This window comes from Cupriavidus sp. H18C2 (assembly GCF_049393795.1).
In the GTDB taxonomy this organism is placed as follows: Bacteria; Pseudomonadota; Gammaproteobacteria; order Burkholderiales; family Burkholderiaceae; genus Cupriavidus; species Cupriavidus pauculus_C.
In genome coordinates this window covers 214,254-225,335 of sequence record NZ_CP186010.1, presented here as the reverse complement: position 1 = coordinate 225,335, position 11,082 = coordinate 214,254, and the positions used below count along the sequence as shown (strand labels likewise).

Here is an 11,082-nt window from a genome sequence, read left to right as displayed (position 1 = left end):
AACGTTTTCGCTGGGTCTTCGCTCCCCTCTCCCGCCTGCGGGAGAGGGGAGCAAACCCGGCAGCCCCTACAGCCCGTACCGCTTGATCTTGTCGTACAGCGTGGCCTTGCCGACCTGTAGCAGGTCGGCTGCCTGGCTGACCGCGCCGCCGGTGCGGGCCAGTGTGTCCGCGATGACGGCGCGTTCGTAGCGTTCCATGCGCTCGCGCAGCGGGGTGGTTTCGTCGGCGGATTCGGTGCGGGCGGCCTGGCCGCCTTCGGGCACGCCCAGCACCAGCCGGTCCGCCGCGTTGCGCAGTTCGCGCACGTTGCCGGGCCACGGGCGCTGCATGAGCTGCTGGCGCTGCATTTCCGACAGGATCGGCGCGGGCCGCTGGTAGCGCACGGCGGCCACCAGCATGAAATGCTCGAACAGCGGCACGATGTCCTCGCGGCGGTCGCGCAGCGGGGGCAGCGGGATCGTGACCACGTTCAGCCGGTACAGCAGGTCCTGCCGGAACGCGCCCTGCGCGACCAACCCCTCCATGTCGCCCTTGGCGGCGGCGATGATCCGCACGTCGATGGGCAGCGACGCGTTCGAGCCCAGCCGCTCCAGCGTGCCCTCCTGCAGCACGCGCAGCAGCTTCACCTGCAGCGCCAGCGGCATGCTTTCGATCTCGTCCAGGAACAGCGTGCCGCCCGACGCATGCTCCAGCTTGCCGATGCGGCGCTTGCCGGCGCCGGTGAACGCCCCGGCCTCGTGGCCGAACATCTCGGACTCGAAGATGGCCTCGGGCACGGCACCGCAGTTCAGCGCGATGAACGGCGCATCGCGGCGCGTGGACAGCGCGTGCAGGCTGCGCGCCACCAGTTCCTTGCCCGTGCCGGTCTCGCCGTTGATCATCACCGGCACGTCGGTCTCGGCCACGTTGGCGATCAGGTCGCGCACCTGGGCCATGGCCGGAGACCGGCCGATGATCCGCGTGCCGGCGGCCGGCCCGGCCAGTTCGCGGCGCAGCGCCACGTTTTCCAGTTCCAGCGCGCGGCGCTCCAGCGCCCGGCGCACGGTGTCGGTCAGGCGGTCGGCGCCGAACGGCTTCTCGATGAAGTCGTAGGCGCCTTCGCGCATCGCCTGCACGGCCATCGTGATGTCGCCATGGCCGGTGACCAGGATCACGGGCACGCCCGGCGCCACGTTGCGGCAGTGGTGCAGCAGGTCCAGCCCGCTGGCGCCGCCCAGCCGCACGTCGGTCACCAGCACGCCCGGGAAGTCGGCCGCCAGGTGCGGCATGGCCGCCTCGGCCGATGGCAGCGCCAGCACCGCGAACCCGGCCAGTTCCAGGCTCTGCGCCGTGGCCTGCCGCACCAGCGGCTCGTCCTCGACAAACAGCACCCGCAGCCCGTCTTGCATCGCAATCATGTCCTTTATCCCCATCACAGCGCGCTACGCCGCCACCGGCTGGCGCGCCCGGCGCAGCGTCACCACGAATTCCGCGCCGCCGCCCGCGGCATTGCCTGCCACGAGCTGGCCGCCGAATTCGCGCACGATCGACGACGAGATCGCCAGCCCGAGCCCCAGCCCCTGGCCGATCTCCTTGGTCGTATAGAACGGTTCGAACAGGTGCGGCAGCGCGTCCGGGGCGATGCCGGTGCCGTTGTCGTGCACGGCAATGCGCACGCGCTCGGCGTCGGCGTCGATGTCGATGCCGACGCGCCCGTCGGGGCGGCCCTGGGCGGCGATGGCGTCCAGCGCGTTGCCCACCAGGTTCAGCAGCACCTGCTCCAGCTTCAGTTCGTCGGCCCAGACGGCCAGGTCGCCCGCGTCGCCGTCCAGCCCGCGCACCGTCAGCGCCACCGGCCCCAGGCGCGGCGCGATGAGCTGCAGCACATGGTCCACCGCCGCGCGCACGGCCACCGCGTGGCGGCGCGGGCGCGCCTTGCCGGCGAACAGCTTCAGCTGGCCCGTGATCTTGCCCATCCGCTCGGTCAGGTCGGCGATGGCCGACAGGTTGCCCGTGGCGGCATCAAGCTGCCCGCGCTCCAGCAGCACGCGCGTGTTGTCCGAAAACGTGCGCAGCGCGGCCAGCGGCTGGTTCAGTTCGTGGGTGATGCCGGCGGCCATCTGGCCCAGCGCGGCAAGCTTGCTGGCCTGCACCAGTTCGTCCTGCGTGGCGCGCAGCTCGCTTTCGGCGCGGGTGCGCTCGGCCACCTCGGCTTCGAGTTGTTCGTTGATGGCCATCAGGTCGGCGGTGCGGGCTTCCACGCGCCGCTCCAGCTCGTCATAGGCGGCCTCCAGCAGGCGCCGGCTGTAGAGCATGTCGCGCGCGCGCTGGCGGCGCTGGCGCAGGTTCACCAGCAGCAGGCAGACGCACGCGTAGGCCAGCGCCGCGCCGATCGTCGCACTGCGGGCGTTGGCCAGCACCGGGTCCAGCGGGGCCATGACCTGCATGTTCCAGCCGGCCGGGCCTACCGCGCGGCTGATCTCCAGGTAGCGGTCGGCGCCGCCGCCGGACAGTTCGGCCAGGCTCCAGCCGATGCCGTCGATGCCGTCCGGCGCGGCCTCCGACGCGGCGGCATCGGCGCCGCCCCGGTCCGTCGGCCCCACGCGCACAAGCCGCTGGTTGTCCGCCAGCGTGTTGCGCGCCAGCCAGCGCATGACCGGTGATGTCAGCGGCTGCAGCGGCAGCGGCGTGACGTCGACATCGTGGTACTGGCGCGTGCGGTGCATTTCGGCCTGCAGCGCGGGCGGCAGCGGGCGCAGCGTGCGGTACTGCCAGCCCGGCACCGACGACAGGAAGATCACGCCGTGGTCGTCGGACACCATCAGCGGCTCGCCACGGCCCGAGCCGGCGCGCTGGAACCACTCCAGGTTCAGCTTCACGACGGTCACGCCAATCACCTTGCCGCCGGCCTCGATCGGCTGGGCGATGTAGTAGCCGGGCTCGTCGCTGGTGACGCCAATGGCGTAAAAGCGGCCCACCTGGCCGCGCGAGGCCATCTGGAAGTACGGGCGGAAGCGGTAATCGGTGCCGACGAAGCTGCCCGGCTCGCCGTGGTTGCTGGCGGCCAGCGCCAGCCCGTTGGCGGCAATCACGTAGGTGGCCGACGCGCGGGCGCGGCCGTTCACCTCGGACAGGTAGTCGTTGACCGCCGCAATGCGCGCGGCGTCCTGCGGCGCGGCCAGCAGCGCCCGCACCGACGGGTGCAGCGACACCAGCGCGGGCAGGAATTCGTAGCGGTCCAGCGTGGATTCGAGCGTGCCGGCGTAGCGGTCGGCCCGCATGGCGGTGGACTGTTGCAGCGCGGCGATTCCGCGCTGGACGGACACCAGCCACGTCAGCGCGCACAGCGCCAGCAGGCCCGCCACCAGCAGGACGGCAAAGCGCCACCAGCGCGCGGGGTTCTCCGGCGCGTGCACGGAGCCTGGCGCAGCGGAATCGTGCACGGCAAGGAAGTCGTCGGAATGGGGCATCGGCGCGCGGGGGAGCTGTCGCGCCGATGATACTCGCTGGCCGGCGCCCGGGTGGGGCCGGCCAGCGGGATGCGGGCCCGGGCCAGCCGCGCCCGGCTGGGGCCGCCCGGCGGGGGTGCCGGCGGCGGGCCCGGAGGTCACGTCAGGCGTTGGCGTCTGCCAGTTCGACGCTGTCATCGCCGCCCCCACGCAGCACGCGGTTCAGGCGGGCGCGGTCCAGCTCGCGTTCCCAGGCCGACACCACCACGGTGGCCACGCCGTTGCCGATGATGTTGGTCAGCGCGCGGCATTCGCTCATGAAACGGTCGATGCCCAGGATCAGCACCATGCCGGCCACCGGGATGGTCGGCACCACGGCCAGCGTGGCCGCCAGCGTGATGAAGCCGGAACCGGTGACGCCGCTGGCGCCCTTGGACGTCACCATGGCCACGGCCAGGATGGTCAGCTGCTGCAGCAGCGTCAGTTCGATGCCAGTGGCCTGCGCGATGAAGATCACGGCCATCGTCATGTAGATATTGGTGCCGTCCAGGTTGAACGAGTAGCCCGTGGGCACCACCAGCCCCACCACCGACTTCGAGCAGCCCAGCTTTTCCATCTTCTCCATCAGGTGCGGCAGCGCGGCCTCCGACGAGCTGGTGCCCAGCACGATCAGCAGCTCTTCCTTGATGTACGCGACAAAGCGGATGATCGAGAAGCCCGTGAAGCGCGCCACGGTACCCAGCACCACCAGCACGAACACGATGGCGGTGAAGTAGAACGTGCCGATCAGCTTCAGCAGCGGCACCAGCGAGCCCAGGCCGTACTTGCCGATGGTGAACGCCATGGCGCCGAACGCGCCGATCGGGGCCACCTTGGTGATCACGTGGACGATGTGGAAGAAGACCTTCGACACCTGGTCGACCATCTCGTGGATGACGCGCGCGCGGTCGCCCACCACGGCCAGCGCCGAGCCAAAGAACAGCGAGACCAGCAGGATCTGCAGGATGTCGCCGTTGGCGAACGCGCTGAAGATCGTGTCCGGGATGATGTGCATAAAGAACTCGACCGTGCTCTGGCCGTGCGCCTTCGACACGTACTGCGAGATCGACTTGGTGTCCAGCGTGGCCGGGTCGATGTTGAAGCCCACGCCGGGCTTGAGCACGTGCGAGGCAACCAGGCCGATCAGCAGCGCGAACGTGGAAACCACCTCGAAGTACAGCAGCGCCTTGCCGCCCACGCGGCCCACCTTCTTCATGTCGCGCATGCCGGCGATGCCGGACACCACGGTACAGAAGATGATCGGGCCGATGATCATCTTGATCAGCTTGATGAAGGCGTCGCCCAGCGGCTTCATCTCCACGCCGGTGGTCGGCGCGAAATGGCCGAGCAGGATGCCGATGGCGATGGCCGCCAGCACCTGCACGTACAGGATCTTGTAGAAGGGTTTCCTCATGATGTCTTCCTCGGTGTTTTGACCGGTGCCGGACGCTCGGCGGCGTCCACGTTGCGCGCCTGGGCCCGGAGGAGCCGGGGGGCGCGTCTGGACGTAACTATTTGCAACGGCCGTGCCACGCGGCGCGACGCGGCCAACTCGTTGATTTGCAAGGAAAGCGAGGCGGCGGTACGGCCCCGGCGCTCCGGGATTCCGGAATTCCGGTATGACCGGCTCCGGGGATCCGGACGCGGGGCGGGCGCCCGGCCGGCAGGGTTTCGGCCGAAAAGTGTCGCCGGAGGCATCCGCCACGCCCGACCGGGGCCCGGCGGGTGGCATCCGGCATCGATCGATGGCGGCCATTCCGGATTTCCGGGCACCGGCGCGGCGGGGAACGCGTGGCGCGAGCACGTATAATTCCGACCTTCCCCGATTCACGCCGTGTCCCGGTGCCCGCTCCATGGCCCCGGCGCCGCGCAGTTCCGTTCGCCGCCATGAGCAGCTACTACAAACACCACGTTTTCTTCTGCCTGAACCAGCGCGACGACGGCAAGGCCTGCTGCGCCGACCACAACGCCCAGGCCATGCAGGAATACGCCAAGAAGCGCTGCAAGGCGCTGGGCATCGCCGGCGCCGAGGGCCGCGTGCGGATCAACAAGGCCGGCTGCCTGAACCGCTGTGAACTCGGCCCGGTGCTGGTGGTCTACCCCGAGGCCGTCTGGTACACGTTCGTCGACGAGCAGGACATCGACGAGATCATCGACAGCCATCTGGTCAACGGCAAGCCCGTTGAGCGCCTGATGGTGGATCGCTGAAGCCGCGTACCCGCCAGGCCGTACCGGGTCCGATGCCCGGTTTTTTGTTGTGCCGTTGTTCCTCCTGCCCCGTCACCATGAACGCGCATACCCAGGTCACCACCATCGCCGGCCCCGTCGGCGCCATCGACATCTCGATCGATCTGCCCCAGAACGAACCCGTGCGCGGGCTGGCGCTCGTGGCGCACCCGCATCCGCTGTTCGCCGGCACCAAGGACAACAAGGTGGCCCAGACGCTGGCACGCACGTTCGTGGCGCTGGGCTACGCCACGGTGCGGCCGAACTTCCGCGGCGTGGGCGGCACGGCCGGCGAGCATGACCAGGGCATTGGCGAGCAGGACGACCTGCTGGCCGTGATCGACTGGATGCGCACCCAGACCGCGTGGTCGGCCGACGTGGCCGCGCTGCCGCTGGCGCTGGGCGGGTTCTCGTTCGGCAGCTTCGTGCAGACGCACGTGGCGCGCCGCCTGGCCGAAGCCGGCACGCCCGCGCAGCGGCTGGTGCTGGTGGGCACGGCCACGAGCCGCTGGGACGTGGCCACCGTGCCGGCCGACACCATCGTGATCCATGGCGAGCAGGACGACACCGTGCCGCTGGCCAGCGTGCTGGACTGGGCGCGCCCGCAGGAGCTGCCGGTCATCGTCATTCCCGGCGCCGACCACTTTTTTCATCGCAAGCTGCACCTGATCAAGCAGCTTGTCGTCAGCGCGTGGGAACGGTGAACCGTCCCGCCCGCGCTTCTCTTTTTCTCGTTGGATAACCGCATATGCTGAACAGAGCCACGCCGCACTTCGCATCCGCCCTTGCTCCCGTCGCCGTTGCCGCGACGCTCGCCGCCGCGCTTGCCGCCGCCCCCGCCGCCGTGCTGGCGCAGGGCGTGCCGATGCCGCAGGTGGCCGCCAAGTCCTGGATGCTGTACGACGTGACCAGCGGCCAGGCCCTGGCCGCCCAGAACGCCGACTTGCGCATCGAGCCCGCGTCGCTGACCAAGCTGATGACCGCCTACCTGGCGTTCGAGGCGCTCAAGGAAAAGCGCCTGACGCTGGACCAGACCGTGACGCCCACCGAGATCGTGCGCAAGGTCAAAAGCGATGAGTCGCGCATGTTCATCGAGGCCGGCAAGCCGGTCACCGTCAACGACCTGCTGCTGGGCCTGATCGTGCAGTCGGGCAACGACGCCGCGCTGGCGCTGGCCGAGGCCGTGGGCGGGTCCGAGGACGGCTTTGTCGCGATGATGAACCGCGAGGCCCAGCGCATGGGCATGAAGGGCACGCACTTCACCAACACCGACGGCGTGCCCGACCCGAACCACTACACCACGGCGGTGGACCTGGCCACGCTGACCACGCGCCTGATCAAGGACTTCCCCGAGTACTACGCGATGTACTCGCAGAAGGAGTTCACCTATAACAAGATCAGGCAGCCCAACCGCAACCGCCTGCTGTACATCGACCCGACCGTGGACGGCGTGAAGACCGGCCACACCAAGTCCGCCGGCTACTGCCTGATCTCGTCGGCCCAGCGCCCGCTGGCCAACGTGCCGAACGGCCAGCGCCGCCTGGTGTCGATCGTGATCGGCACGGCGTCCGAGCAGATCCGCACGCAGGAAAGCCTGAAGATCCTGAACTACGGCTTCCAGTTCTTCGACACGCTGCGCCTGTACGACAAGGGCCAGGTGCTGGCCACGCCCGACATCTACAAGGGCCGCGCTAGCACGGTCAAGATCGGCGTGGCCAACGAGACGTTCGTCACGGTGCCCAAGGGCACGGGCGGGCGCCTGAAGCCGGTGCTGGAGCGCCAGGAGCTGCTGATCGCCCCGATCGCGGCCGGCCAGCAGGTGGGCACGGTCAAGCTGATGGACGGCAACAACAAGGTGGGCGAATTCCCCGTGGTGGCGCTGGAAGAAGTGCCCGAGGCCGGCTTCTTCGGCCGGCTGTGGGATACGATCCGCCTCTGGTTCAAGCGCAAGTAACGCCTCAGGTGCTGACATGACGACAGATTCCAAAGACGGTCCGCTGATCCCGGGCGACATCCCGCCCGAGCAGTCGCTGATCGAATATCCGAGCGATTTCCCCATCAAGGTCATGGGCGCGATGCAGGACGGCTTTGCCGAGGCCATCGTGACGCTGCTGCAGGAGTTCGACCCGAACTTCCACGCCGGCAAGATGGAGATGCGCCCGTCCCGCAACGGCAACTACCTGGGGCTGACCGTGACTGTCTGGGTCACCAGCCGCGACCACCTGGACAGCGTGTACCGCGCGCTGACGTCGCACCCGATGGTCAAGGTGGTGCTGTAGCCACATGAACGTCATCACCCTGAAGCCGGGCAAGGAAAAGTCCTTGCTGCGGCGCCATCCGTGGGTCTACGCCACGGGCATCGCCTCCACCGAGGGCCGCTGCGAGCCGGGCGCCACCGTGGTCATCCGCAGCGCGGACGGCCGATTCCTGGCGCGCGGCGCCTACAGCCCGGAGTCGCAGATCCGCGCGCGCGTGTGGACCTTCGACGAGAACGAGCCGGTGGACCACGCCATGTTCAAGCGCCGCGTGGCGGCCGCCATGGCGCACCGCAAGCGCTGGGTGCGCGACACCGACGCCGTGCGCCTGGTGTTCGGCGAATCGGACCGCCTGCCGGGCCTGATCGTCGACTACTACGGCCAGGGCGAGACCGGCCAGCTCGTCTGCCAGTTCAACGCCGCCGGCGTGGAGCAGTGGAAGGACGCGCTGGTGCAGGCGCTGGTCAAGGAAACGGGCTGCCCGAACGTCTACGAGCGCTCCGACGCCGCCGTGCGCCAGCGCGAGGGCCTGGAGCTGGTGACCGGCGTGCTGGCCGGCGCCGAACCGGACCCGCAGTTGTCGGTGACCGAACACGGCGTGCGCTACTACGTGGACGTGCGCAACGGCCACAAGACCGGCTTCTACGTCGACCAGCGCGACAACCGCAAGCTGGTGGGCGACCTGGCCGAGGGCCGCGAGGTGCTGAACTGCTTCTGCTACACGGGCGGCTTCTCGCTGGCCGCGCTGCGCGGCGGCGCGAAGGCGGTCACGTCGATCGATTCGTCGGGCGAGGCGCTGAAGATTGCCGCCGGCAACGTGACGCTGAACGGCTTCGACCCGGACCGGGCCACGTGGCTGGACGCCGACGTCTTCAAGACGCTGCGCGAATTCCGCGCCGAGGGCCGCCAGTTCGACCTGATCGTGCTGGACCCGCCCAAGTTCGCGCCATCGGCCCAGCACATCGACCGCGCCGCGCGGGCCTACAAGGAGATCAACCTTGTGGGCATGCAGCTGCTGCGGCCGGGCGGCCTGCTGTTCACGTACTCGTGCTCGGGCGCCATCAGCATGGAGCTGTTCCAGAAGATCGTGGCCGGCGCCGCCACCGACGCCCGCGCCGATGCCCGCATCCTGCGCCGGCTGTCGGCGGGCACCGACCACCCGATGTCGGCAGCCTTCCCCGAAGGCGAATACCTGAAGGGCCTGCTGCTGGAGAAGGTCTGAGCCCCGGATTTACCGGAACTGCCTCGGAACTGTCTTCTGGTGGTCACATACGCCCTCTAACATTCGTCTCGCGGTAAGGCATTGGCAGGTGCCTGACCGTCTCTTCTTATCAGTCTTCGTGGTAATCACCCCGCTCTTGCAGCGGGGTTTTTTTTGGGCGTGGGGCAAGCTGATCGCGCCTTGTTGCCTCCCCTCTCCCGCGCGCGGGAGAGGGGCCGGGGGAGAGGGCCGGCGGTGCCAATTGCCACAGGTCGGCAAGCAGAGCCTCGACGCCCTCTCCCCCAACCCCTCTCCCGCAGGCGGGAGAGGGGAGCCAGGGTGGCGGGACCGGCGATGCCCGGCCCATAGACCCTTGCCTCTACCCCCGTCCACGCCGGCGGAAACTCCCTATAATCGAACGACCGTGCATTTCGAAGAGAGTTGAGGAGACCTCCATGCCTGCCGCCAAACATATTCCGCCGGCCCTGCAGAACCTGGCCCTGCCCGTCATCGCGTCGCCGATGTTCATCGTCAGCTATCCGGAACTGGTGCTGGCGCAGTGCAAGGCCGGCATCGTCGGGTCGTTCCCGGCGCTGAACGCGCGGCCGGCCGAGTTGCTGGACGAGTGGCTGACGCAGATCGGCGACGAACTGGCGGCGTTCCGCGCGGCCAACCCCGGCAAGCCGGTGGGGCCGGTGGCCGTGAACCAGATCGTGCATGCGTCCAACGCGCGGCTGGAGCACGACGTGAAGGTCTGCGTGGAGCACAAGGTGCCGATCTTCATCACGTCGCTGCGCGCGCCGGTCAAGGAGATGATCGACGCCGTGCACAGCTACGGCGGCATCGTGCTGCACGACGTCATCAGCATCCGCCACGCCGAGAAGGCCATCGAGGCCGGCGTGGATGGCCTGATCCTGGTGGCGGCCGGCGCCGGCGGCCATGCCGGCACGCTGTCGCCGTTCGCGCTGGTGGGCGAGGTGCGCAAGATCTTCGACGGCCCCATCGCGCTGTCGGGCTCGATTGCCACCGGCGACGCCGTGCTGGCCGCGCAGGCCATGGGCGCCGACTTTGCTTACGTGGGCACCCGCTTCATCGCCTCGCAGGAAGGGCACGCAAGCGACGCGTACAAGCAGTCGATCACCAGCTCGGCGGCGTCGGACATCATCTACACGAACCTGTTCACGGGCGTGCACGGCAACTACATCCGCGAAAGCATCGTCAATTCGGGCCTGAACCCGGACGACCTGCCCGTGGCCGACAAGAGCAAGATGGATTTCTCCAGCGGCAGCTCCAAGGCCAAGGCGTGGAAGGACATCTGGGGCGCCGGCCAGGGCGTGGGCCAGATCCACGACATTCCCACCGCCGGCGAGATCGTGGCGCGCATGAAGGCCGAGTACGATGCGGCGCGGGCGCGGCTGGGGCTGGTAGCATAGGGCCGTCCGCGCCCTTGCCCTGAACCGTTGCCGCTGCCCGACCCCGCCCCATCGACCCGCCCGCCAGAATCGATCACGCACCGCGAGCGCGTGATCCGCGCGTTCTGGGTGACGTGCGGCGCCATCAGCCTCGTGCTCGGTTTCATCGGCATCTTCCTGCCGCTGCTGCCGACCACGCCGTTCGTGCTGCTGGCCGCCGCCTGCTTTGCGCGGGGCTCGGAAAAATTCCACAACTGGCTGATCACGCACGAGCGCTTCGGGCCGCTGGTGCGCGACTGGCAGGCCCACCGCAGCATCCCGTTCCGGGCAAAATGCCTGGCGCTGTCGATGATGTGGACGTCGATGGGCATCACGGCGTGGCTGCTGCGCGCCCGGCCCGTGTCGTCGCTGACGCTGATCGCCATCGGCATCGGCGTGACGGTCTGGATGGTGCGCCTGCCCACGCGGCCGCCGGGCGGCTATCCGCAGGCGGCCGACCGCTCGTCTTCCCAGTCCTGAT

The 11,082-nt window shown here is 69.0% G+C and carries 10 protein-coding genes; 7 read left to right on the top strand and 3 right to left on the bottom strand.

Annotated features, from left to right (window positions below; genetic code table 11):
* Positions 1-66: 66 nt before the first annotated feature.
* The 3 genes from EPAKOI_RS01050 to EPAKOI_RS01040 all read right to left on the bottom strand — a co-directional run bounded on the left by EPAKOI_RS01050 (position 67) and on the right by EPAKOI_RS01040 (position 4,882).
* Positions 67-1,389 (bottom strand): sigma-54-dependent transcriptional regulator, encoded by a 1,323-nt coding sequence (locus EPAKOI_RS01050; protein WP_124684990.1) that lies wholly within the window; start codon positions 1,387-1,389, stop codon positions 67-69.
* 33 nt (positions 1,390-1,422) lie between these two features.
* Positions 1,423-3,450 carry a sensor histidine kinase gene (locus EPAKOI_RS01045; protein WP_313837483.1) on the bottom strand — a complete coding sequence of 676 codons (2,028 nt, stop codon included), beginning with the start codon at positions 3,448-3,450 and terminating at the stop codon, positions 1,423-1,425.
* Positions 3,451-3,592: 142 nt separating this feature from the next.
* The gene (locus tag EPAKOI_RS01040) at positions 3,593-4,882 is read right to left on the bottom strand and encodes a dicarboxylate/amino acid:cation symporter (RefSeq protein ID WP_423192752.1); all 1,290 of its coding nucleotides are present in this window, start codon (positions 4,880-4,882) and stop codon (positions 3,593-3,595) included.
* A gap of 473 nt (positions 4,883-5,355) precedes the next feature.
* Here EPAKOI_RS01040 and EPAKOI_RS01035 point away from each other — a divergent pair, with 473 nt between their 5' ends.
* The 7 genes from EPAKOI_RS01035 (at position 5,356) to EPAKOI_RS01005 (ending at position 11,081) form a co-directional block, all read left to right on the top strand.
* Positions 5,356-5,676 (top strand): (2Fe-2S) ferredoxin domain-containing protein, encoded by a 321-nt coding sequence (locus EPAKOI_RS01035; RefSeq protein WP_124682606.1) that lies wholly within the window; start codon positions 5,356-5,358, stop codon positions 5,674-5,676.
* 77 nt (positions 5,677-5,753) lie between these two features.
* Positions 5,754-6,398: an alpha/beta hydrolase gene (locus EPAKOI_RS01030; RefSeq protein ID WP_423192751.1), complete on the top strand. Its 645-nt coding sequence runs from the start codon at positions 5,754-5,756 to the stop codon at positions 6,396-6,398.
* Between the two features lie 44 nt (positions 6,399-6,442).
* A complete protein-coding gene (locus EPAKOI_RS01025) occupies positions 6,443-7,648 on the top strand; it encodes a D-alanyl-D-alanine carboxypeptidase family protein (RefSeq protein WP_124682608.1) in 1,206 nt (401 codons plus the stop codon).
* Positions 7,649-7,664: 16 nt separating this feature from the next.
* Entirely contained in the window at positions 7,665-7,973 is a 309-nt protein-coding gene (locus tag EPAKOI_RS01020; RefSeq protein WP_124682609.1) for a DUF493 family protein, read from the top strand.
* A 4-nt stretch (positions 7,974-7,977) separates the two neighbouring features.
* Positions 7,978-9,171 (top strand): class I SAM-dependent rRNA methyltransferase, encoded by a 1,194-nt coding sequence (locus EPAKOI_RS01015; protein WP_124682610.1) that lies wholly within the window; start codon positions 7,978-7,980, stop codon positions 9,169-9,171.
* A gap of 434 nt (positions 9,172-9,605) precedes the next feature.
* The gene (locus tag EPAKOI_RS01010) at positions 9,606-10,583 is read left to right on the top strand and encodes an NAD(P)H-dependent flavin oxidoreductase (protein WP_124682611.1); all 978 of its coding nucleotides are present in this window, start codon (positions 9,606-9,608) and stop codon (positions 10,581-10,583) included.
* A gap of 27 nt (positions 10,584-10,610) precedes the next feature.
* Positions 10,611-11,081, top strand: coding sequence for a YbaN family protein (locus EPAKOI_RS01005; protein ID WP_313838990.1), 471 nt, complete (start codon positions 10,611-10,613; stop codon positions 11,079-11,081).
* Position 11,082: the final 1 nt, after the last annotated feature.

Excerpts from the sequence above, each read along its gene's own strand:
- EPAKOI_RS01050 (WP_124684990.1), bottom strand. The coding sequence starts at position 1,389 with ATGCAAGACGGGCTGCGGGTGCTGTTTGTCGAGGACGAGCCGCTGGTG.
- EPAKOI_RS01045 (WP_313837483.1), bottom strand. The coding sequence starts at position 3,450 with ATGCCCCATTCCGACGACTTCCTTGCCGTGCACGATTCCGCTGCGCCA.
- EPAKOI_RS01040 (WP_423192752.1), bottom strand. The coding sequence starts at position 4,882 with ATGAGGAAACCCTTCTACAAGATCCTGTACGTGCAGGTGCTGGCGGCC.
- EPAKOI_RS01035 (WP_124682606.1), top strand. The coding sequence starts at position 5,356 with ATGAGCAGCTACTACAAACACCACGTTTTCTTCTGCCTGAACCAGCGC.
- EPAKOI_RS01030 (WP_423192751.1), top strand. The coding sequence starts at position 5,754 with ATGAACGCGCATACCCAGGTCACCACCATCGCCGGCCCCGTCGGCGCC.
- EPAKOI_RS01025 (WP_124682608.1), top strand. The coding sequence starts at position 6,443 with ATGCTGAACAGAGCCACGCCGCACTTCGCATCCGCCCTTGCTCCCGTC.
- EPAKOI_RS01020 (WP_124682609.1), top strand. The coding sequence starts at position 7,665 with ATGACGACAGATTCCAAAGACGGTCCGCTGATCCCGGGCGACATCCCG.
- EPAKOI_RS01015 (WP_124682610.1), top strand. The coding sequence starts at position 7,978 with ATGAACGTCATCACCCTGAAGCCGGGCAAGGAAAAGTCCTTGCTGCGG.
- EPAKOI_RS01010 (WP_124682611.1), top strand. The coding sequence starts at position 9,606 with ATGCCTGCCGCCAAACATATTCCGCCGGCCCTGCAGAACCTGGCCCTG.